This window comes from Streptomyces pilosus (assembly GCF_014649835.1).
Classification (GTDB): domain Bacteria; phylum Actinomycetota; class Actinomycetes; order Streptomycetales; family Streptomycetaceae; genus Streptomyces; species Streptomyces pilosus.
In genome coordinates this window covers 156,796-178,479 of the sequence record NZ_BMTU01000003.1, presented here as the reverse complement: position 1 = coordinate 178,479, position 21,684 = coordinate 156,796, and the positions used below count along the sequence as shown (strand labels likewise).

At 71.1% G+C, this 21,684-nt stretch carries 17 protein-coding genes; 11 read left to right on the top strand and 6 right to left on the bottom strand.

What is annotated here, in order from left to right:
- Position 1: 1 nt before the first annotated feature.
- Complete coding sequence (locus IE118_RS09115) at positions 2-379, bottom strand: phage holin family protein (RefSeq protein WP_189557247.1); 378 nt, start codon at positions 377-379, stop codon at positions 2-4.
- Between the two features lie 53 nt (positions 380-432).
- Here IE118_RS09115 and IE118_RS09110 point away from each other — a divergent pair, with 53 nt between their 5' ends.
- The 4 genes from IE118_RS09110 to IE118_RS09095 all read left to right on the top strand — a co-directional run bounded on the left by IE118_RS09110 (position 433) and on the right by IE118_RS09095 (position 2,661).
- The gene (locus IE118_RS09110; RefSeq protein WP_189557246.1) at positions 433-750 is read left to right on the top strand and encodes a cupin domain-containing protein; all 318 of its coding nucleotides are present in this window, start codon (positions 433-435) and stop codon (positions 748-750) included.
- 149 nt (positions 751-899) lie between these two features.
- Positions 900-1,112, top strand: coding sequence for a DUF5326 family protein (locus IE118_RS09105; protein WP_189557245.1), 213 nt, complete (start codon positions 900-902; stop codon positions 1,110-1,112).
- Between the two features lie 281 nt (positions 1,113-1,393).
- Positions 1,394-2,128, top strand: a complete 735-nt coding sequence (locus IE118_RS09100; RefSeq protein WP_306430401.1) for an IclR family transcriptional regulator — start codon at positions 1,394-1,396, stop codon at positions 2,126-2,128.
- Positions 2,129-2,226: 98 nt separating this feature from the next.
- Positions 2,227-2,661 carry an SsgA family sporulation/cell division regulator gene (locus IE118_RS09095; protein WP_189557243.1) on the top strand — a complete coding sequence of 145 codons (435 nt, stop codon included), beginning with the start codon at positions 2,227-2,229 and terminating at the stop codon, positions 2,659-2,661.
- Between the two features lie 81 nt (positions 2,662-2,742).
- Here IE118_RS09095 and IE118_RS09090 read toward each other — a convergent pair whose 3' ends face one another.
- Positions 2,743-4,182: a YibE/F family protein gene (locus tag IE118_RS09090; protein ID WP_189557242.1), complete on the bottom strand. Its 1,440-nt coding sequence runs from the start codon at positions 4,180-4,182 to the stop codon at positions 2,743-2,745.
- Positions 4,183-4,436: 254 nt separating this feature from the next.
- On the opposite strand from IE118_RS09090, the gene thiC reads away from it, so the two are divergent.
- Together thiC and IE118_RS09080 are read left to right on the top strand one after the other, a co-directional pair.
- Positions 4,437-6,251, top strand: a complete 1,815-nt coding sequence (thiC, locus tag IE118_RS09085) for a phosphomethylpyrimidine synthase ThiC (protein ID WP_229846727.1) — start codon at positions 4,437-4,439, stop codon at positions 6,249-6,251.
- Positions 6,252-6,339: 88 nt separating this feature from the next.
- Positions 6,340-7,788, top strand: a complete 1,449-nt coding sequence (locus IE118_RS09080) for a VWA domain-containing protein (RefSeq protein ID WP_189557241.1) — start codon at positions 6,340-6,342, stop codon at positions 7,786-7,788.
- 197 nt (positions 7,789-7,985) lie between these two features.
- Here the strand turns inward: IE118_RS09080 and IE118_RS09075 are convergent, their stop codons facing one another.
- The 3 genes from IE118_RS09075 to IE118_RS09065 all read right to left on the bottom strand — a co-directional run bounded on the left by IE118_RS09075 (position 7,986) and on the right by IE118_RS09065 (position 11,605).
- Positions 7,986-8,855: a hypothetical protein gene (locus IE118_RS09075; RefSeq protein ID WP_189557240.1), complete on the bottom strand. Its 870-nt coding sequence runs from the start codon at positions 8,853-8,855 to the stop codon at positions 7,986-7,988.
- Between the two features lie 183 nt (positions 8,856-9,038).
- Positions 9,039-10,121 (bottom strand): metallophosphoesterase, encoded by a 1,083-nt coding sequence (locus IE118_RS09070; protein WP_268248931.1) that lies wholly within the window; start codon positions 10,119-10,121, stop codon positions 9,039-9,041.
- Positions 10,122-10,492: 371 nt separating this feature from the next.
- Complete coding sequence (locus IE118_RS09065; protein WP_189557238.1) at positions 10,493-11,605, bottom strand: LacI family DNA-binding transcriptional regulator; 1,113 nt, start codon at positions 11,603-11,605, stop codon at positions 10,493-10,495.
- A gap of 459 nt (positions 11,606-12,064) precedes the next feature.
- Between IE118_RS09065 and hisC the strand changes: the two genes are divergently transcribed.
- The 5 genes from hisC (at position 12,065) to IE118_RS09040 (ending at position 20,716) form a co-directional block, all read left to right on the top strand.
- Positions 12,065-13,144, top strand: a complete 1,080-nt coding sequence (gene hisC, locus IE118_RS09060) for a histidinol-phosphate transaminase (RefSeq protein WP_189557237.1) — start codon at positions 12,065-12,067, stop codon at positions 13,142-13,144.
- Between the two features lie 303 nt (positions 13,145-13,447).
- Entirely contained in the window at positions 13,448-14,953 is a 1,506-nt protein-coding gene (locus IE118_RS09055; RefSeq protein WP_189557236.1) for a cytochrome ubiquinol oxidase subunit I, read from the top strand.
- 20 nt (positions 14,954-14,973) lie between these two features.
- On the top strand, positions 14,974-15,978 hold the full coding sequence (gene cydB / locus IE118_RS09050) for a cytochrome d ubiquinol oxidase subunit II (RefSeq protein ID WP_189557235.1): 1,005 nt from the start codon (positions 14,974-14,976) through the stop codon (positions 15,976-15,978).
- Between the two features lie 12 nt (positions 15,979-15,990).
- Positions 15,991-19,500: a thiol reductant ABC exporter subunit CydD gene (gene cydD / locus IE118_RS09045; protein WP_189557233.1), complete on the top strand. Its 3,510-nt coding sequence runs from the start codon at positions 15,991-15,993 to the stop codon at positions 19,498-19,500.
- A gap of 157 nt (positions 19,501-19,657) precedes the next feature.
- Positions 19,658-20,716, top strand: coding sequence for a M23 family metallopeptidase (locus IE118_RS09040; protein WP_189557231.1), 1,059 nt, complete (start codon positions 19,658-19,660; stop codon positions 20,714-20,716).
- Between the two features lie 4 nt (positions 20,717-20,720).
- On the opposite strand, the gene IE118_RS09035 is transcribed toward IE118_RS09040, so the two are convergent.
- Positions 20,721-21,608, bottom strand: coding sequence for a Cof-type HAD-IIB family hydrolase (locus IE118_RS09035; protein WP_189557229.1), 888 nt, complete (start codon positions 21,606-21,608; stop codon positions 20,721-20,723).
- Positions 21,609-21,684 lie beyond the last annotated feature (76 nt).

The window sequence follows — 21,684 nt, the reverse complement described above, 5'->3', positions numbered from 1 at the left end:
GTCAGTCCCTGTCGGGCAGCACGACGTTGAGTGCCCAGGAGACGACGGAGATGATCAGACCGCCCAGTACGGCCGTCCAGAAGCCCTCGACGTGGAAACTCAGGTCGAGCTGGTCCGCCAGCCAGGAGGTGAGCAGCAGCATCAGGGCGTTGACCACCAGGGTGAACAGTCCGAGCGTCACGATGAGAAGCGGCAGGCTCAGCAGTTGCACGACCGGCTTGACCAGGAAGTTCACCAGGCCGAAGATCAAGGCGACCAGGAGCAGGGTGCCGATCTCCTTGCCCGTGCTGTTGCCGGTGAGGGTGATCTTGTCGAGCAGCCACACCGCCACGGCCAGGGCGCCCGCGTTGGCGATCGTCTTGACTAGGAAATTCATCATGTGTCTGATCGTGGCAGACACGATCGGGCGCGAGGCAGGGGCGGGACCAGGAGATGAAGGCATTCCGGCTGGACGAACTGGAGGCGGAACGCGCCGCCAACGACGGGGCGTACCTGCAGTTCCTGCGGGAGCGGAACATGTCGGTGGGCCTCTACGCCCTCGACGCCGGCTCCCAAGATCCACAGCAGCCGCACAGCCAGGACGAGGTGTACTTCGTCGTGAGCGGCCGGGCGTCGATCACCGTGGGCATGGAGACCACGCAGGTGGCGCGCGGCAGCGTGGTCTACGTACCGGCGGGGGTGGCCCACAAGTTCCACCACATCAGCGAGGACCTGCGGGTCCTGGTGGTGTTCTCTCCCCCGGAGAGCTGAGCCGGGCACCGCGGGTTCCCTAGGGGATCGGTCAGGGGAGGACAAGGGGTCCGCGGCCCCCGTGGGACCCCCCGCCGCCCTAGCATCAGGTGCAGGACATCATGAACGCGCTCCGGCACCCGACCGGCGGAGAGACAAGGACGAGGGCGATGCGAGAGATCTTCACGGGAATGCCGTGGTGGGTGAAGTGGATCGCGGTGCCGGTCATCGCCCTGGTGGTGTTCGGCGGACTCATAGCGAGCGTGGTCGGTTTCGTGATCGGTCTGCTCTTCAAGCTGCTGGTGTTCGTGGCGCTGGTCGGCGGACTGATCTACGTCGTCCGCAAGTTCATGTCGAGTTCCTCGTCGCGCAGCGACTGGTGAGCCGAGGGGGACCGGCGGGGCGGTGACAGGAACTGCCGGTTCCCTCGGGTGGGGGAAGTTTCTCCTACGGGCCGTATGCGTGAGGTGACAGCCCGTTAGAGTCCGGAACTCGACGCGGGGACGGTCCCCGCGAGCGGCGACCCCCCACCCCGTGTTCCCGCACGGGCTGCCCCCTCGCGTTACGGGAGTGACCCTTGGCCACGACTGGCACCTCCGCCCATCTGACCGCGGTCCCCCCGCAGCCCCGGTCCCCGGCGCCGCCACCGCCCACCGCGACGCTCATCGGCTCCGTGCAGAGGGCCGTGCGCCTGCTGGAGACCGTCGCCGGACACGCCTACGGGGCCCCCGCCAAACAGCTGGCGCGTGAGACCGGGCTCGCCCTCCCCACCACGTACCACCTGCTGCGCACCCTCGTGCACGAGGGCTATCTGCGCCGGGACAAGGGGCTCTTCTTCCTCGGCGAGGCGGCCGAGCGGCTGAGCGGCAGCGGAGCCCGGCAGAAACGTCGCAGCAAGGTCGTCGACACCCTCGCCCGCTGGCGGGACGCGATCGGCGTCCCGGTGTACTACGCGGTGTACCGCGAGGGTGAGATCGAGGTCCTCTGCGTCTCCGACACCCCGGGCAACCCCGCGGTCGAGGAGTGGGCCGACTTCCGCGAGACCGGCCACGCCCACGCCATCGGACAGTGCCTGCTCGCCCAGCTCGACGGGGCGGCCCGCCGCGACCACCTGAGCCGCTACCCGGTGCGTCCCCTCACGCCGTACACCGTGCGCGACGATCACGACCTGCTCAGACGCCTGGACCGGACCCGGCGCATGGATCTGGTGACGGAACGGCAGGAATACGCCCCGGGGACGGTGTGCGCGGCCATCCCGATCACCGTCGGCGCCACGGCGGCCTCGATCGCCCTCTCCCTGCCCGCACACCAGGGCGACCGGCTGCTCCCCGCGGCCCAGCACCTCCAGGCCGAACTGGGGCGCATGCTGGGGTCGTTCGCACTGTCTATCAGTATCTGAAAACTCACTCCTTGTGATCTGCCGTGTACGTTCAGCAAGATTTCATGTGGTGTCAGAGTCCATGCCCGGCCAGTCCGCGGCGAATGACGGGGTAGGCGATGCGCGAATCCGTACAGGCAGAGGTCATGATGAGCTTTCTCGTGTCGGAGGAGCTGTCCTTCCGCATCCCGGTGGAGCTGCGTTACGACACCTGTGATCCCTACGCCGTGCGGCTCACCTTCCACCTGCCCGGGGACGCGCCCGTGACCTGGGCCTTCGGCCGTGAGCTGCTCATCGACGGCGTGGGCCGACCGTGCGGGGAGGGGGACGTCCGGGTGTCGCCGGTCGATCCCGACATGCTGGGCGAGGTCCTGATCAGACTTCAGGTCGGCAGCGACCAGGCACTGTTCCGCTCGTCGACGGCACCGCTCGTGGCGTTCCTCGACCGCACCGACAAGCTGGTGCCGCTGGGGCAGGAGGGCGCGCTCGCCGACTTCGACGCCCACCTCGACGACGCACTGGACCGGATCCTGGCGGAGCAGAGCGCCGGCTGACCTGGTGGTCCACCGGACGGCCGGGCCGGTGGCGGAACGCTTCAGCGCGGTTCCGCCCCGGCTCGCGGAGCCTCGCGGGTCTCAGCGCTTGCGGCGCCTTCCCCTGCCACCGCGTCCCACGGCCGACCGGGCATCCGGAAGCTGGCCGCCGGCCCGCGGCGCGCGCTCCTGGCCCTGAGTCTGCGCGGACGTCGGTGCCGTCGGGCGGTCGGCGGCGACCATCAGCGCGGCCAGCGCCGTGGTGACCGGCACCGAGGCGACCAGACCGATGGAGCCGATCAGGGTGCGCACGATCTCCTCCGCCACCAGCTCGCTGTTGGCGACCGTGCCCACGCTGCTCTGCGCGATGGAGAACAGCAGCAGCAGGGGCAGGGCAGCCCCCGCGTAGGCGAGGACCAGGGTGTTGACCACGGACGCGATGTGATCCCGGCCGATCCGGATTCCCGCGCGGTACAGGCCGCGCCGCCCCAGCGAGGGGTTGGCCTCGTGCAGTTCCCAGACCGCGGACGTCTGCGTGACCGTCACGTCGTCGAGGACACCGAGCGACCCGATGATGACACCGGCCAGCAGCAGACCGCTCATGTCGATCCCGGGGAACAGCCCGTGGATCAGCCCGGTGTTGTCGTCGGTGTTGCCGGTGAGCGCGGCCCAGCCGATGAACACCGAGCCCAGGACGCCGATCAGCAGCAGGGAGATGAGCGTGCCGAGCACCGCCACCGAGGTGCGTGCGGAGAACCCGTGACAGAGGTACAGGGCGAGCAGCATGATCACGCTCGCTCCCACCACCGCCACGACCAGGGGGTTCGAGCCCTGGAGGATGGCCGGCAGGATGAAGAAGTTCAGCACCAGGAAGCTGACCGCGAGGGCGACGAGGGCCATGACACCGCGGATCCTTCCCACGGCCACGACGGCGAGCGCGAAGATACCGGCGAGCAGTGCCAGCGGGAGGCGCCGGTTGATGTCGGTGACCGAGTACTGCAGGTCCGCGGGGGCCGAGGGCTCGTAGGCGACCACGACCTCCTGTCCCAGCTCCAGCTGACGGGACTGGTCCGGCTGCACGATCTCGTCGAACGTACGGCCCTTGTCGTCGCCGGTGTCGACCCGGATCGTCGCCTTCTTGCAGGTGCCGTCCGCCTGTTGCTGTGCGGAGGAACCCTCGGCGGTGGAGGTGTCACCGGTGGGGACACCCCCGGAGGCGTTCACGGACTGGCAGCTCACCTCGACCACCTTGGTGACCGTGGCGTGTTCCGTCTGCCGGTCGAAGCCGACGCCGGTGCGTTCGTGCGCCGGTGCGCCGCCGGGCCACAGCACGGCGAGCGCGATCAGTACCGCCGCGGCGAACGGGATCAGGATCGCCGCGATGACCCTGCGCAGATGCCGGGAGACGGGCGCCGCCGGACCGTGGCTGTGGCTGTGCCCATGGCCGTGCGCGTGCCCCTGTCCGGGACCGTGCCCGTGACCGGCGCCGGAGCCGTGCGGTGGTTCGGGTGGTGGGTACGGAGGAGGCTGAGTCGGGGTCACCGCTCGATCATCGCAAGAACGACGGGGGCCCTCTGTTCACCGCGCCAGAAAGGACGCTAGCGTGGTGGCACCTTTTGTACACGCGGGAGCTCGGAGCACCGGGCTGAGAGGGCGCTGACCTCCGTCCCAGCGACGTTTCACATGAAACATCACCGATGTCGAGTGATGTTTCACACGGAACGCCGACAGACGGACAACGCTGCGTCGACCGCCGAACCTGTTACCGGGTAATGCCGGCGTAGGGAGTAGGTCTCATGACCAACAAGGACGCACGCACGCCTGCCTCCACGCAGAACCCGACGGAGACGTCGGTGGACGGGGAGGCCGGGAAGTCCGTCGGCTGGCACAAGGCGTACGTCGGCGGCAGCCGCCCCGACCTGCGGGTGCCGGTCCGTCAGGTGCACCTCACCAACGGACGGTCGGTCACCCTGTACGACACGTCCGGTCCGTACACCGATCCGCTCGTCGACACGGATGTCCGCCGCGGGCTGAGTCCGCTGCGGGAGAGCTGGATCGTCGCCCGTGGGGACACCGAGGAGTACGCGGGCCGTCCCGTCCGTCCCGAGGACGACGGGATCAAGCACACCTCACCGCGCGGCGGACTGCGCAATCTGGACGCCGTCTTCCCCGGCCGGCCACGCCAGCCACGGCGGGGCCGGAGCGGCCGGGCGGTCACCCAGCTGGCGTACGCGCGCCGCGGCGAGGTCACGCCCGAGATGGAGTTCGTGGCGCTCCGGGAGAACGTCTCTCCCGAGGTGGTCCGTGAGGAGATCGCGGCGGGCCGGGCGGTGCTGCCGGCCAACGTCAACCACCCGGAGATCGAGCCGATGATCATCGGCAAGCGGTTCCTGGTGAAGGTCAACGCCAACATCGGCAACTCGGCCGTGACGTCCTCCATCGAGGAGGAAGTGGAGAAGATGACCTGGGCGACCCGCTGGGGCGCCGACACGGTCATGGACCTCTCCACGGGCCGCAACATCCACACCACCCGCGAGTGGGTGCTGCGCAACTCCCCCGTTCCCATCGGGACGGTGCCGCTCTACCAGGCCCTGGAGAAGGTCGACGGCCGGGCCGAGGAGCTGACCTGGGAGATCTACAAGGACACCGTCATCGAACAGGCCGAGCAGGGCGTCGACTACATGACGGTCCATGCGGGCGTGCGCCTCGCGTACGTACCGCTCACCGCGCACCGCAAGACGGGCATCGTCTCCCGGGGCGGCTCCATCATGGCCGCGTGGTGCCTGGCGCACCACAAGGAGTCGTTCCTGTATGAGAACTTCGAGGAGCTCTGCGAGATCCTCGCCGCGTACGACGTCACCTACTCGCTGGGTGACGGCCTGCGGCCCGGCTCCATCGCGGACGCCAACGACGAGGCGCAGTTCGCGGAGCTGCGCACGCTCGGCGAGCTCAACAGGATCGCGAAGCGCTTCGACGTCCAGACCATGATCGAGGGCCCGGGACACGTCCCGATGCACAAGATCAAGGAGAACATCGACCTCCAGCAGGAGATCTGCGACGAGGCCCCGTTCTACACGCTCGGCCCGCTGACCACCGACGTGGCGCCCGCGTACGACCACATCACCTCCGGCATCGGCGCCGCGATGATCGCCTGGTGGGGCACCGCCATGCTCTGCTACGTCACGCCCAAGGAGCACCTGGGCCTGCCCAACCGGGACGACGTCAAGACCGGCGTGATCACCTACAAGATCGCCGCACACGCCGCGGACCTCGCCAAGGGGCACCCCGGCGCGCAGGAGTGGGACGACGCACTGTCCGACGCCCGCTTCGAGTTCCGGTGGGAGGACCAGTTCAACCTCGCCCTTGACCCGGACACCGCCCGGGAGTTCCACGACGAGACCCTCCCGGCGGAACCCGCCAAGACGGCCCACTTCTGCTCGATGTGCGGCCCGAAGTTCTGCTCGATGAAGATCAGCCACAGCATCACGGAGCGGTTCGGCGGTACGGCGGCCGAGGGGGCGTCCTCCGAGGAGATCGCCGAGGGGATGCTGCGCAAGTCGAAGGAGTTCGCGGCGAGCGGGAACAGGGTGTACCTGCCGATCGCGGACTGACGTCCCTCGCGGGAGCGGCGTGCGGGAAGGGCGCCGCTCCTGCGGAGGCTGCCTCGTCTTCGGCGGGGCGGGTGGGCAGACTGGGCTCATGACAGCGAGTTCCATGAGCAAGGGGTCCAACCTTCCCGTCGACGCCTCCGTGGTGCGTGCCGAGCTCGCTTGGGGGGCAGGCGCCGGCGTGCCGGACATCGACGCCTCGGCGTTGCTGCTCACGGAGGCGGGGCGGGTGCGGGACGACGGCGACTTCGTCTTCTACAACCAGCCGCGGCACACGTCCGGTGCCGTGACCCACCTGGGCAAGCGGAGCGCGGCCGGTGCCACCACGGACACCCTGGAGGTGGACCTGGGCGCGGTCGCATCGGACGTCGAACGGATCGCCCTGTGCGCCTCGGCCGACGGCGGGACGTTCGGCCAGGTGCCGGGGCTTGTGCTCAGGCTGCTCGACGCGGGCACGGGAGGCGAGATCGCCCGGTTCGACATGGCCGCGGGGACCGAGACCGCCTTCATCGGCGGCGAGTTGTACCGGCGCCAGGGGAAGTGGAAGTTCCGCGCGGTGGGGCAGGGCTACGCCGCCGGGCTCGCCGGGCTGGCCACGGACTTCGGCATCACCGTCGACGAGCCCGCTGCGGCGACCGCCCCGGCGCCTGCCGTGAGCGCAGCTCCGCCGGCCCCGCCGGTCCCGCCCGCCACTCCGGCCCGGACGCCCGTCGCCCCGGCACAGACGTCCGCCCCGCCGGCGGGGACAGCCGTCGCCCCCGCTCAGACGTCCGGCCCCCGGCTCTCCAAGGGTGAGGAGCACCTGCCCGTCGACATGCGCAAGCGGCTGTCGCTGCGCAAGGAACAGGTGGCGGTCAGTCTGCGCAAGCACGGCGCCGCCCATGTCACCGCGCGCGTCATCCTGGTCCTGGACGCCTCCGGGTCCATGTCCTTCCTGTACTCCAAGGGCATCGTGTCCGACGTCGTCGAGCGGATGGCCGCGGTCGCGGCCCAGCTGGACGACGACGGGGAGATGCAGGCCTGGACGTTCGCCTCGAATCCGGCCCGGCTGCCGGACCTGCGGATCGGCGAGCTTCCCGAGTGGCTGCGGCTGCACGTGCGGGTGGGTGAGGTGGGTCTCTTCCGGCGCGGGCGGAAGAAGGGGCTGGATCCCAGCCAGGTCGACATGCGGGACGTCGGCATCCAGAACGAGGAGCAGAAGGTCATCGCCGAGGTGCGCGCGTTCGTGCGCGACCGTCCGGCGTCCGCCCCGACGCTGGTGCTGTTCTTCTCGGACGGCGGGGTCTACCGCAACAAGGAGATCGAGCGGGAGCTGCGCGAGGCCGTGGAGGAGCCCGTCTTCTGGCAGTTCGTGGGGCTGGGCAAGTCCAACTACGGTGTGCTGGAGCGGTTCGACACGCTGCCGGGACGCCGCGTCGACAACGTCGGCTTCTTCGCCGTCGACGACATCAGCACCGTGCCGGACCCGGAGCTGTACGACCGGCTTCTGTCCGAGTTCCCGCTGTGGATCACCGCCGCGGGGCGTGCGGGCATCCTCTGAGAGCCGGGCCGCCGGGCCGCCGGGCCGCCGGGCCGCCGGGCCGCCGGGCCGCCGCGCCGACCGGCCGTCTGGCCGTCTGGTCCGCCGGGAACCGGCCGAGACCGGGCCCGCCGGTGTCCGGCCCGTCCACCCGGCTCGCGCCCCCGGAGCGGGGGCGCAAGCCGACGGACGGACTCCGGGCCGTCCCGGCCGCCGGGTCACTCCGGCTGGTGCTCCGGGCCCCCGAAGTCCGGGCTCGAGTAGTCCGGACTGGAGTAGCTCGGCCGTGTACCGCGGGTCGAGCCCTTGTCGGGGCTGGAGAAGCCCGGGCGGTCGTATCCGAGGTGCGGCATACGACCGGCCGGCGCCGACGGTGCCGTGGGCTGGAGCGCGGCGGCCGTCGCCGGATCGGTGAGGGCCTCCCGCAGGAACGGGACGATCCCCCGCTCCAGCAGGGCGTCCCGCCAGACGTCCCTGGCCCGGGTCACCTCCTCGTCGAGCTCGCGGTACGCGCCGCCGAGCGCCGAGGGCTTGTTGCGAAGCGCGGTGATCAGCAGCCCCACGGCCGCCACGAGGATGGCGACCGCAGTCACCGCGCCGAACACCCAGCCCGTGGTGAGCATGGTCCGGGCGAACGCGGCTTCGGGGTCGAGCATCCGCAGGACGTAGCCGACGAGCAGGAAGATCGCCGCGGCCGTTCCCGCCAGGACGGGGGCCAGGACGGCGACCACGGCCACGGCGCCCGCGCCTGCCGTCTCGGCGACCTCGCCCATGGTGGCGGCGAGTCCCGACGCGCCCGAGCCCGGCTCGGCGGAGCCGGAGTCCCGGACGGCCGGGGCGGCCTGCGCCGGCGGCCGGCGCAGTTCCTCGCGGACCTTCACGTAGTGCTGGTACTCGGTCGCCGCGGCCGCTGTGATGAGCGCGGTGGCGCTGAGCGCCATCGTGCGCAGTTGTTCCGTGTTGAGCCGCTGCCCGGCAGCGGCCAGTTCCGGGTTGTGTGGTGCGGAGCGCAGCGCCTCATCGAGAATCCGCTCGTATTCCTGGCGGTCCTCGTTCAGCAGGTGCTGCGGAACGCTGTTCATGTGCATCCCCCGATGCTCCGTAGGGCTTGGGGCTCGGCATGCTGACGAGCCGTCGGGCAGAAACGGAGGGGAGCCTGCTACGGATAAGCCGATGGTAGAGCGGTGACGGCGCGCGGTGACAGGGGGTTTACCGAAATTGCCGTCCGCGCGGTGCGCCGGCGGGCCGCGCGGATGCGGCCCGCGGAACGCTCAGACGCCCAGCGGCAGTTGCTGGACCAGCAGTTTTCCGGCCATGGTGACCCCGCCGTCCATCGCGATGGCGAGTCCGTCGGCGTACACATGGGGTGCGGCGATCACCGGGCCGCTGTCGTCCTCGCCGTCCTCGGAGCCCACTTCGCCCAGCAGATACGGAATGGGGCTGTGGCCGTGAACGACCCGGGTGCCGCCGTACGTATCCAGCAGGGAGCGCACCGCGTCGGCGCCGCCCTCGTCGCGGAAGGAGAACCGCTTGGTCAGCTTGCGGAACAGGTCCCAGACCTCGTCGGCGTCGTTGCGGGTGAGCGTCTCGCGGACGGTGTCGTTGACCTCTTCGATGGAGCGGCCGTAGTCGAGGTAGGCGGTGGTGTCGGAGTGGAGCAGCAGGTGGCCGTCGACCTCCTCGACGGCGTCGAGGCGGGCCATCCACTGCAGGTGGTGGTCCTGGAGGCGGTCCATGTCGGTCTTCTGGCCGCCGTTGAGCAGCCAGGCCGCCTGGAAGGTGGCGGTGCCGGCCCCGGAGTTGACGGGGGTGTCGCCGAACCGCTTGGCGCCGAGCAGCAGCAGCTCGTGGTTGCCCATGAGCGCCTTGCAGTAGCCGCCGGCCGCGGCGGCCTCGGCGGACAGCCGCATCACGAGGTCGATGACGCCGATGCCGTCCGGGCCGCGGTCGGTGAAGTCGCCGAGGAACCACAGCCGCGCGGTGCCGGCGCACCACTGGCCCGCGGAGTCGACGAGACCCTGTTCCCGGAGGGCGGCCAGCAGCTCGTCGAGATAACCGTGGACGTCACCGACCACGTACAGCGGTCCCGGACCGGTGGCGGACTGCGGGGCGGGCGCGGGGTCGACGGTCACCTGGACGGTGTCACCCCGGTTGATGACGGGGAGGTCCCGCTGCGTGGGCGTGTACCCCTCGGGGTGGACCTCGTCGGGCGGGACGACGTCACCGGGGTGCGGGCTCCGGGCGTACGGGCCGGTCTCGTGGACGTAAGCGGGTACCCGGAAGTCGCGCAACGTCGCCGTCCGCTCCACCTCGGGTCCCTGACCGGCCCCCTGAGTCATCGACCCCTCCACCATCGCGCCGCGTCTGCACCGCGTCGGACTGCCTGGTCGCAGCGGCCCGCGGTGTCGTGGGCCCATCATAGGAATGCGGATCGCTCTGTGTGATGACCCAGGGGTGGTGAATCGGGACGAGACTCCGGGTCGCTGTGTCTTTCGTCCCTTTTACGGCTTTCTGGGCGGCTCCCTTGCCGCCTTCGCCGCGTGCTCTCCGCCGTGACCTCCCCTGCCGCGTGTCCTCCTCCGGGCGGGCCTTCCGGCCCGGCCGTCCCGCCGCGGGTGATCCGGTCACCCGTGCCGGTCCCGCGGGGCAGGCCGGGCCGGCGTCGCTCCCGCTTCCCCCCTCCGGAAGCGGAGTGTCCACACAGCGGGCCCTCCCGCTCCCGCCCTCACGACCCCTTCGGCGATCTCGGCGGGCTGACGGTCGTGCGGGGCGGGCGGCGCTGCGAGGAGGTACGCACGATCAGTTCGGTCGGTATGACCTGCTCGACCGGGTGGTCGGAGTCGACGCCCTCGATGGCGTCGATCAGCAGCTGGACCACCGCCGTGCCGATGCGGCGCGGCTTCAGGGAGAGCGTCGTGACCGGCGGCTCGGTGCCGGCGTAGACGGTGGACTCGCTGCAGCAGACGAGCAGCAGGTCGTCCGGGACGCGCAGGCCGTAGCGGCGGGCGGCGGCGAGCAGGTCCGTGCCGTTCGGGTCGAACAGGCCGTACACGGCGTCGGGGCGGTCGGGGCGGGCGAGGAGCCGGTCGGCGGCGACGGCGCCCGCGCACGGATCGTGCGCCGGATAGGCCTCGTACACCGGGTCCTGGCCCACCCGCTCGCACCAGTGCAGGTAGGCGGTGGTCGACAGGTGGGTGTAGGTGTCGGTGGTCGTGCCGGTGAGCAGGCCGATCCGGCGGGCGCCGGCGGCGGCGAGGTGGTCCAGGATGCCGAGGACGGCGGCCTCGTGGTCGTTGTCGACCCATGCCGTGACCGGCAGTGATCCGGCCGGACGGCCGTCGGAGACGACGGGTAAGCCCTGGCGGACCAGTTCGCTGACCACCGGGTCCTGGTCGGAGGGGTCGATGACGACCGTGCCGTCCAGGGCGACGTTGGACCACACGTCGTGGCGGGAGGTCGCGGGAAGGATCACCAGGGCGTAACCGCGGGCGAGCGCGGCGGACGTCGCGGCACGCGCCATCTCGGCGAAGTACGCGAACTCGGTGAAGGTGAAAGGTTCATCCCCGTACGTCGTCACGGTCAGGCCGATGAGTCCGGATTTCCCGGTGCGGAGCGTACGGGCGGCGGCCGAGGGGCGGTACCCCAGTCTGTCGGCCACCTCGCGGACGTGGCGCCGGGTGGCGTCCGGGAGTCTGCCCTTGCCGTTGAGGGCGTCGGAGACGGTCGTGATGGAGACTCCGGCGGCGGCGGCCACGTCCCTGATGCCCGCTCGACCCGGCCGGCTGCCTCGGCGTGAGGTTTCCGCGCGACTCACCTGGTGCTTCCCTGCTGCTGTCATGGCGAGCCGATAGTAGGGCTCATGCGGTGGGGTAGGGCGGACGCATATGCACGCGTTGACAGGCACGTTTCTGCAAGATCATTAGCGGTCAATAACCTCGGAAACAAAGGGTGTTGAACGTTCCAAAACCAGGACCTGGCCTGTCGGCGCATGCGGGCCTGCCGAGGGTCCGATGTTGCGAAGAGGTCTCAACTCACCTGCACGAGGGATGCGCGCCACGGCGCGAACCACCGGCGCATAGATATATGTGCGGCGCGCCCCTCGCCCGCGCGCCGTTCGTACCCCTACGGGTGATGTTGCCCCTGTTACCGCCGTGAACGGTGGGGCGGATGCGGTCTGTGTCTCTCGGAGGTGCGCCTCCGCCGCCCCTATACGCAGCGGCGCCGAATCCTCATAAGGTGAGCAGTATTGGATGTCGGCGGCGGTCATGGGCCGCCGGTCTTCGCGAGGAGGACTGCGGTGAGCGAGACGAGCCCCAAGCTGCGCGCCGAGCTGGAGGGGATCCCCACGTACAAGCCGGGCAAGCCGGCGGCGGCCGGCGGCCCGGCGGCGTACAAGCTGTCCTCCAACGAGAACCCCTATCCGCCGCTGCCTGGCGTGATGGAGACCGTGGCGGCCTCCGCGTCCGCCTTCAACCGCTACCCGGACATGGCGTGCACGGCCCTGACGGCCGAGCTGGCCGAACGGTTCGGGGTCCCCGCCTCCCACGTGGCCACCGGTACCGGTTCGGTCGGTGTCGCCCAGCAGCTGCTGCAGGCGACCTCCGGGCCCGGTGACGAGGTGATCTACGCCTGGCGGTCGTTCGAGGCGTACCCGATCATCACCCGGATCAGCGGTGCCGCGTCGGTCCAGGTGCCGCTGACCCCGGGCGATGTGCACGACCTGGACGCGATGGCCGACGCGATCACCGACCGGACCCGGCTGATCTTCGTCTGCAACCCGAACAATCCCACCGGCACGGTGGTGCGACGGTCCGAGCTGGAGCGTTTCCTCGACCGGGTGCCCGGTGACGTCCTGGTCGTCCTCGACGAGGCCTACCGCGAGTTCATCCGGGACACCGAGGTGCCGGACGGGGTCGAGATCTACCGGGAGCGGCGCAACGTCTGTGTCCTGCGGACCTTCTCGAAGGCCTACGGACTCGCGGGGCTGCGGGTGGGCTTCGCCATCGCGCACGAGCCGGTGGCCGCGGCGCTGCGCAAGACGGCCGTGCCGTTCGGGGTGAGCCAGATCGCCCAGGACGCGGCGGTCGCCTCGCTGCGGGCCGAGGACGAGCTGATCGGCCGGGTGGGCTCGCTGGTGTGCGAGCGGAACCGGGTGATGGACGCGCTGCGGACCCAGGGATGGACGGTGCCCGAGACGCAGGCCAACTTCGTGTGGCTGCGGCTGGGGGAGAGCACGGTGCCGTTCGCGCAGGCGTGCGAGCAGGCAGGAGTGGTCGTCCGGCCGTTCCCGGGGGAGGGCGTGCGGGTCACGATCGGGGAGACCGAGGCGAACGACATCTTCCTCAAGGTGACGGAGGGCTTCCGCAAGGGGGTCTGACCAGGTCTGACCTGCACGGACGCGGTGATCGGGACGACCACCGCGATCGGCACGCAGGAGTTCCGAGCAGCACGCTTCCGAGCGGCCGGCAGGCATCCCCGCCGGCCGCTTCCCTGTGTCCACGGAAGGGCGCGCGAAGGGGTTGACATCACACGGGACCCCCCTTCCGGGTCTGAAAAGCAGTAGGTCATAATTGCTTGTGAATGTGAACGCGTTCACAAGCGCATCCCGTTTTCCCGAGATGCGGCGGGACGAACGGGATCAAGCGGTCGCTGTGACCACCGCTGAGTAAGGAGCGACGACGTGGATCTGGCTCTGGCGCCGGAGACCCTGGCGCGATGGCAGTTCGGCATCACCACCGTCTACCACTTCCTCTTCGTTCCCCTGACGATCTCGCTGGCCGCCCTTGTCGCCGGGCTGCAGACCGCCTGGGTGCGTACCGGGAAGGAGAAGTACCTCGGAGCCACGAAGTTCTGGGGGAAGCTCTTCCTGATCAACATCGCGATGGGCGTGGTCACCGGCATCGTGCAGGAGTTCCAGTTCGGCATGAACTGGTCCGACTACTCGCGGTTCGTCGGTGACGTCTTCGGCGCCCCGCTCGCCTTCGAGGCCCTCATCGCGTTCTTCTTCGAGTCCACCTTCATCGGCCTGTGGATCTTCGGCTGGGACAAGCTGCCCAAGAAGATCCACCTGGCCTGCATCTGGATGGTCTCGATCGGCACCCTGCTGTCGGCGTACTTCATCCTGGCCGCCAACTCCTGGATGCAGCACCCGGTCGGCTACCGGATCAACGAGGAGAAGGGCCGCGCCGAACTCACCGACTTCTGGCTGGTGCTCACCCAGAACACCACGCTCAACCAGGTCTTCCACAGCTTCTCCGCGGCCTTCCTGACCGGCGGTGCCTTCATGGTGGGCATCGCGGCCTTCCACCTCATGCGCAGGAAGCACATCCCCGTGATGCGGACCTCCCTCCGCCTCGGCCTGGTCACCCTCGCGGTCGGCGGCCTGTTCACCGCGGTCAGCGGCGACACCCTCGGCAAGGTCATGTACGAGCAGCAGCCGATGAAGATGGCCGCCGCCGAGGCCCTGTGGGACGGCGAGGAACCCGCCCCCTTCTCCGTGTTCGCCTACGGGGACGTCGACGAGGGTCACAACAAGGTCGCCCTGGAGATCCCCGGACTGCTCTCCTTCCTCGCCCACAGCGACTTCGACTCGTACGTGCCCGGGATCAACGACACCAACGAGGCCCTTCAGGAGAAGTACGGCCCCGGTGACTACAAGCCCATCGTCCCCGTCGCCTACTGGGGCTTCCGCTGGATGATCGGCTTCGGCATGGCCTCCTTCTCGCTCGGTCTGCTCGGCCTCTGGCTGACCCGCAAGAAGTTCCTGCTGCCGGCCGCCCACCGCACCGGGGAGGACGAGGTCCCGCGCCTGGTGCTGCTGAAGAACCCGCTCGGCTCCCGGCTCACCCGGCTGTACTGGCAGCTGGCGCTGTGGACCATGGCCTTCCCGCTGATCGCCAACGCCTGGGGCTGGATCTTCACCGAGATGGGCCGGCAGCCCTGGGTGGTCTACGGCGTGATGCGGACCGAGGACGCCGTCTCCCCCGGCGTCTCCACGGCCGAGGTCATCACCTCGATGTCCGTCTTCACCCTGCTGTACGCCGTCCTCGCCGTCATCGAGGTCAGGCTGCTCGCCAAGTACGTCAAGGCCGGCCCGCCGGAGCTCAGCGAGTCCGACCTCAACCCGCCCACGAAGCTCGGCGGCGACCTCCGTGACGCCGACAAGCCGATGGCCTTCTCGTACTAGGCCGAGGGAGCCCCACTGTCATGGAACTGCACAACGTCTGGTTCGTCCTGATCGCCGTCCTGTGGATCGGCTACTTCTTCCTGGAGGGCTTCGACTTCGGAGTGGGCATCCTCACCCGGCTGCTCGCCCGCGACCGCGCCGAGAAGCGGGTGCTGATCAACACCATCGGCCCCGTCTGGGACGGCAACGAGGTGTGGCTGCTCACGGCCGGCGGCGCGACCTTCGCCGCCTTCCCCGAGTGGTACGCCACCCTGTTCTCCGGCTTCTACCTGCCCCTGCTGCTCATCCTGGTCTGTCTGATCATCCGCGGTGTCGCCTTCGAGTACCGGGCGAAGCGACCGGAGGAGAACTGGCAGCGCAACTGGGAGACGGCGATCTTCTGGACCTCGCTGCTCCCCGCGTTCCTGTGGGGCGTGGCCTTCGGCAACATCGTGCGCGGGGTGAAGATCGACGCCGACTTCGAGTACGTGGGCGGCCTCGGGGACCTGTTCAACCCGTACGCGGTGCTGGGCGGCCTCGTCACCCTGACGCTGTTCACCTTCCACGGAGCGGTGTTCACGGCCCTCAAGACGGTCGGTGAGATCCGCGAACGCGCCCGGGCGCTCGCCCAGCGCGTGGGTCTGGTCACCGCTGTACTGGCGCTGGTCTTCCTGCTCTGGACGCAGGTCGACAAGGGGGACGGCACCAGCCTCGTCGCGCTGGCCGTGGCGGTCGGTGCGCTGGTCGCCGCGCTGCTGGCGAACCGGGCGGGACGCGAGGGATGGTCGTTCGCCTTCTCCGGCGTCACGATCGTGGCCGCCGTGGCCATGCTCTTCCTGACGCTGTTCCCGAATGTCATGCCGTCGACGCTCGACCCGGCCTGGAGCCTGACCGTCACCAACGCCTCCTCCAGCCCCTACACGCTGAAGATCATGACCTGGCTCGCCGTGATCGCCACGCCGATGGTGATGGCCTACCAGGGCTGGACCTACTGGGTGTTCCGCAAGCGGATCGGCACCCAGCACATCGCCGACCCCGTGCACTGAGGTGTGTTTCACGTGAAACCAATCGACCCGCGACTGCTCCGGTACGCCCGGGCCACCCGGGGCTTCCTGGTGGCGGTCGTCGGCCTGGGCGTCGTCGGCGCGGTGCTGGTCATCGCCCAGGCCATGCTCATCGCTGAGATCGTGGTGGGCGCGTTCGAGGACGGACTCACCGCCCGTGAACTCGGCACTCCCCTGCTGCTGCTCGCGCTCGTGGCGGCCGGCCGGGGACTGGTCGGCTGGCTGACCGAACTGGCCGCGCACCGGGCGAGCGCCGCGGTGAAGTCGGAACTGCGTGGCCGGCTCCTGGAACGGGCGACGGCGCTGGGCCCGCAGTGGCTGGGCGGACAGCGCACCGGATCGCTGGTCGCCCTGGCCACCCGGGGAGTCGACGCGCTCGACGGCTACTTCTCGCGTTACCTGCCCCAGCTGGGGCTCGCGGTGGTCGTTCCCGTGGCGGTGCTGGCGAGGATCGTCACCGAGGAGTGGGTCTCGGCGGCGATCATCGTCGGGACCCTGCCGCTCATCCCGGTCTTCATGGTGCTGATCGGCTGGGTCACCCAGTCCCGGATGGACCGCCAGTGGCTGATGCTGTCCCGGCTGTCCGGACACTTCCTGGACGTCGTCGCCGGACTCCCCACGTTGAAGGTGTTCGGACGGGCCAAGGCGCAGGCGGAGTCGATCCGGCGGATCACCTCCGACTACCGCCGGGCGACCATGCGGACGCTGCGGATCGCCTTCATCTCCTCCTTCGCCCTGGAACTGCTCGCCACCCTCTCGGTGGCGCTGGTCGCCGTGACCATCGGCATGCGGCTCGTCTACGGCCAGATGGATCTCTACACCGGCCTGCTCATCCTGATCCTGGCGCCGGAGGCCTATCTGCCACTGCGGCAGGTCGGCGCCCAGTACCACGCGGCCGCGGAGGGGCTCGGGGCCGCCGAGGACCTCTTCTCCGTGCTGGAGACACCCGTGCCCGCGCCCGGAACGGGCACGGTCACGCAGGGCGCCGTCGCCTTCGAGGACGTGACGGTCCGCTACCCCGGCCGGTCCGCGGACGCCGTGACGCATGTGTCGTTCACCGTCTCCCCCGGTGAGACGGTGGCGCTCGTCGGCCCGAGCGGGGCGGGAAAGTCGACCCTGCTGCACGTACTGCTGGGTTTCGTCCGTCCCACGGAGGGTGTCGTGCGGGTCGGGGGAGCCGACCTCGGCGGACTCGACCTCGCCGCGTGGCACGACCACGTCGCCTGGGTGCCCCAACGCCCGCACCTGTACGCCGGGACCATCGCGGAGAACGTACGGCTGGCCCGGCCCGGCGCGGACGACGACGCCGTGCGGCGCGCGCTGCGGGACGCGGGTGCGCTGGAGTTCGTGGACGCGCTGCCGGAGGGTGCCGGCACCGTGCTGGGCGAGGACGGGGTGGGTCTGTCGGCCGGGCAGCGGCAGCGGCTCGCACTGGCCCGGGCGTTCCTGGCCGACCGGCCCGTTCTCCTGCTCGACGAACCGACGGCCGCCCTCGACGGCGCCACCGAGGCCGAGATCGTGACGGCGGTACGGAGGCTGACGGCCGGACGCACGGTGCTGCTCGTGGTGCACCGGCCGGCTCTGCTGGCCGTCGCGGACCGGGTGGTCCGGATCGCGGAACCGGCCGCCACCGGCGGCCACGGAAACCCTGCGGCCACGGCGGCCGCCCCAGCGGCCGCACCGGCGCCGGAGGCCGAGGCCGGCCGTGCGCCGGAGGGCGGACCCGCCCGGCCCGGCGACGCGGAACCGGTCCGGGGCGGTGTGCTCGCCCGGGTCCGTGCCCTGTCCGGCGCCCGCCGGGGGCGGATCACCTTCGCGCTGCTGCTGGGCACCCTCGCCCTGGGGAGCGCGGTCGGGCTGATGGCGACGTCCGGGTGGCTCATCTCCCGGGCCTCCGAGCAGCCTCCCGTGCTGTATCTCATGGTGGCCGTGACGGCGACGCGGGCCTTCGGTATCGGCCGGGCCGTGTTCCGGTACGCCGAACGGCTCGTCTCGCACGACGCCGTCCTGCGCATGCTGGCCGACACCCGGGTGGCGGTCTACCGGCGCCTCGAGCGGCTGGCGCCCGCCGGACTGCGCGGTGCCCGCCGGGGCGACCTGCTCTCCCGGCTGGTCTCCGACGTGGACGCCCTCCAGGACTACTGGCTGCGCTGGCTGCTGCCGGCCGGCGTGACCGTCGTGGTCTCCGCGCTGTCCGTCGGCTTCACCGCATGGCTGCTGCCCGAGGCCGGTGCCGTGCTCGCGGCGGGCCTGCTGGCGGCGGGCGCCGGTGTGCCGCTGCTGACCGGCGCGGTGGCCCGCAGGGCGGAGCGCAGGCTGGCCCCGGCCCGGGGCGTGCTGGCGACCCGGGTGACCGACCTGCTCACCGGTACCGCCGAGCTGACTGTCGCCGGCGCCCTGCCCTCCCGGACCGCCGAGGCGCGGCGGGCCGACGGCACCCTCACCCGGATCGACGCGCGTGCCGCCGCCGCCACCGCGCTCGGCGACGGACTGACCGCGCTGATCTCCGGCCTGACCGTCGCGGCAGCCGCGCTGGCCGGCGTCCAGGCGGTGGCGACCGGCCGGCTGGACGGTGTCGCGCTGGCCGTCGTGATCCTCACCCCGCTCGCCGCGTTCGAGGGCGTCGCGGGAATGCCGCTCGCCGTGCAGTACCGGCAGCGGGTCCGCCGCAGCGCGGAGCGCGTGTACGAGGTGGTGGACGCCCCGGCGCCCGTGAGTGAGCCCGGGACGCCTCGGCAGGCACCCGTCTCGCCGTTCCCCCTCGTGGTGAAGGGGCTGACCGCGCGCCACGCCGGGCAGCACCGGGACGCGCTCGCCGGCCTGGACCTGTCGCTGGAGCGGGGCCGCCGCATCGCGGTGGTCGGCCCTTCCGGGTCGGGCAAGACCACACTCGCCCAGACGCTGCTGCGGTTCCTGGACCCGGCCGGGGGCTCCTACACGCTGGCCGGAGTGGACGCCCGCGCCCTGGACGGCGACGACGTGCGGCGGCTGGTCGGACTGTGCGCGCAGGACGCGCACCTCTTCAACAGCTCCGTGCGGGAGAACCTGCTGCTGGCCAGGAAGGACGCCACGGACGACCAACTGCGCGACGCGCTCGGCCGGGCCCGGCTGCTGGACTGGGCCGACGGGCTGCCCGACGGACTCGACACGCTGGTCGGCGAGCACGGTGCGCGGCTGTCGGGCGGACAGCGGCAGCGGCTGGCCCTCGCCCGGGCGCTGCTCGCGGACTTCCCCGTCCTGGTGCTGGACGAGCCGGCGGAACACCTCGACCTGGCGACCGCCGACGCGCTCACCGCCGATCTGCTGGCCGCCACCGAGGGGCGCACGACGCTGCTCATCACCCACCGGCTGGCCGGACTCGACGCCGTGGACGAGGTCGTCGTGCTCGAAGCGGGGCGCGTGGTGCAACGCGGCCCGTACGCCGAACTCGTCGCCGCCGACGGACCCTTGCGGACGATGGCCCGGCGGGAGGAGGAGACGGAGCTCCTGATGACGGCCCGTTAGGGGTCCCCGCCCGGCTCCTCGCCGTTCATGACAGAAAGTCACGCCTGCAGCGGCGTACCGCTGTTCGGCTGAACCGGTGGTCCGTCCGGGGGCACTGGTCCCCCAAGTGCACGACGTGAGGAGGCCCGGGCGTACCGGCGGGGCCAGGATCGCAGTCATGCGCCTCGCCCGCCGTCATCCGCTGCTCGTCGCCGTACCGCTGTGCGCGCTCGCCGTGCTCGCCGCCCGGCCCGCCGACGGTGACGGCTCCCACGCCCCCGGCCACGGCACGGCCTCCGGAGTGAGCGCGGAGGTGGCGCGGCTGTACGAGGAGGCGGCGACGGCGACCGAACGGTACGAGGCCGGTCTGCGCGAGGCGGACGAGCAGCGGGCCAGGGCACACGAGCTCGAGCGGCGCCTCGACCGGGAGCGGCGGGAGACGGCCGTCCTGCGGGAGGAACTGGGCCGGATCGCCAGCTCCCAGTACCGGGACGGCGGCGGACTGCCGCTCACCGCGCACATGCTGCTCGCGGACGACCCCGAGGAGCTGATGCGGGGTCAGCGCGTGGTGCAGAAGGCCGCGACGGCGCTGGACGAGGCGATCGGCCGGAGCGAGCGGGCCGAGGCCCGGCTCACCCGGGACGAGGCCCGGGCCGCGGCGGCGTGGCGGAAGCTGGACCAGCGCAACGGCGAACTCGCCGCTCTGAAGCAGGGCATCGAGGCGAAGCTCGAGTCGGCGCGGTGGCAGCTCCAGGGGCAGGCGGACGCCTCGGTCGCCGCCGGTGCCTGCCGTGGTGCGGTCCGGCTGGACCAGCCGGAGACGCGTTTCACCACCCGCTGGGTGGCGCCCGTGGAAACGTACGAGCTGTCCGCGTCCTACGGCAGCGGCGGCGCACGGTGGGCGAACCGGCACACGGGGCAGGACTTCGCGGTGCCGATCGGAACGCCGGTGCGGGCCGTGGGGACGGGCACCGTGGTGAAGGTGTCCTGCGGAGGGGCCTTCGGTGTCGAAATCGTGGTCCGGCACGCGGGCGGGTACTACACCCAGTACGCCCACCTCGCCGCCGTCGCCGTCGACCAGGGTGACCGGGTGAGCCCCGGTCAGTGGATCGGGCAGTCGGGCACCAGCGGCAACTCCACGGGCCCGCACCTGCACTTCGAGGTGCGGGTCACGCCCGAGATGGGATCGGCGGTGAACCCCGTGTCGTGGCTGGCCCGGCACGGGGTGTCGCTCTGAGCGGCTACAGCCGCCCGTCCAGCAGCCGCTCGATCACCACGGCCACCCCGTCGTCGTTGTTGGCGACGGTGTGCCCCGAGGCTGCGGCGATCACGTCCGGGTGCGCGTTGCCCATGGCGTAGGAACGGCCCGCCCAGCTCAGCATCTCGACGTCGTTGGGCATGTCTCCGAAGGCGACGACCTCGTCGTGCGAGATGCCCCGCTCGGCGCAGCACAGGGCGAGCGTGCTGGCCTTGGACACCTCCGGTCCGCTGATCTCCAGCAGCGCGCTGGGGCTGGAGCGGGTGACGTTGGCGCGGTCGCCGATGGCGAGGCGGGCCAGGGTGAGGAAGGCGTCGGGATCGAGCGTGGGGTGGTGGGCGAGGATCTTGAGCACCGGTTCGGCGGCGGTGGGGGACTCCGGGTGCAGCAGGTCCTCGGCGGGCGCCAGGACGTCCGGGATCTCCATGTGCAGCTTCGGGTAGTCCGGCTCCTGGTGGAAGCCGTAGGTCTGCTCGACGGCGTACACGGTGCCGGGGGCGGCATCGCGCAGCAGTCGCACCGCGTCCAGCGCGTTCTTTCGGGGGAGCTCCCGCACCTTCACGAAGCGGTGCGCGCCGGGGCCGCCGTGCAGGTCGACGACGGCGGCGCCGTTGCCGCAGATGGCGAGGCCGTGGCCGTGGACGTGGTCGCTGACCACGTCCATCCAGCGGGCGGGCCGCCCGGTGACGAAGAAGACCTCGATGCCGGCTTCCTCGGCGGCGGCCAGCGCGGCGACGGTGCGCGGGGACACCGACTTGTCGTCACGCAGCAGGGTGCCGTCGAGGTCGGTGGCGATGAGCCGCGGTGGGGTGGCGGCTGCCGGGGGCTCGGACTGTCGGGTCGCTGAGATCACCCGGCCATTGTCCCGCATATGCCCGCACGGCCGTGCGGGACTGCGGACATCTGAGTGGTAACCGTCGTCACCAGGGGTGGTGTCCCCCTGCCGA

Excerpts from the sequence above, each read along its gene's own strand:
- IE118_RS09115 (WP_189557247.1), bottom strand. The coding sequence starts at position 379 with ATGATGAATTTCCTAGTCAAGACGATCGCCAACGCGGGCGCCCTGGCC.
- IE118_RS09110 (WP_189557246.1), top strand. The coding sequence starts at position 433 with ATGAAGGCATTCCGGCTGGACGAACTGGAGGCGGAACGCGCCGCCAAC.
- IE118_RS09105 (WP_189557245.1), top strand. The coding sequence starts at position 900 with ATGCGAGAGATCTTCACGGGAATGCCGTGGTGGGTGAAGTGGATCGCG.
- IE118_RS09095 (WP_189557243.1), top strand. The coding sequence starts at position 2,227 with ATGCGCGAATCCGTACAGGCAGAGGTCATGATGAGCTTTCTCGTGTCG.
- thiC (WP_229846727.1), top strand. The coding sequence starts at position 4,437 with ATGACCAACAAGGACGCACGCACGCCTGCCTCCACGCAGAACCCGACG.
- IE118_RS09080 (WP_189557241.1), top strand. The coding sequence starts at position 6,340 with ATGACAGCGAGTTCCATGAGCAAGGGGTCCAACCTTCCCGTCGACGCC.
- IE118_RS09075 (WP_189557240.1), bottom strand. The coding sequence starts at position 8,855 with ATGCACATGAACAGCGTTCCGCAGCACCTGCTGAACGAGGACCGCCAG.
- IE118_RS09070 (WP_268248931.1), bottom strand. The coding sequence starts at position 10,121 with ATGGTGGAGGGGTCGATGACTCAGGGGGCCGGTCAGGGACCCGAGGTG.
- IE118_RS09065 (WP_189557238.1), bottom strand. The coding sequence starts at position 11,605 with ATGACAGCAGCAGGGAAGCACCAGGTGAGTCGCGCGGAAACCTCACGC.
- cydB (WP_189557235.1), top strand. The coding sequence starts at position 14,974 with ATGGAACTGCACAACGTCTGGTTCGTCCTGATCGCCGTCCTGTGGATC.
- IE118_RS09040 (WP_189557231.1), top strand. The coding sequence starts at position 19,658 with ATGCGCCTCGCCCGCCGTCATCCGCTGCTCGTCGCCGTACCGCTGTGC.
- IE118_RS09035 (WP_189557229.1), bottom strand. The coding sequence starts at position 21,608 with ATGCGGGACAATGGCCGGGTGATCTCAGCGACCCGACAGTCCGAGCCC.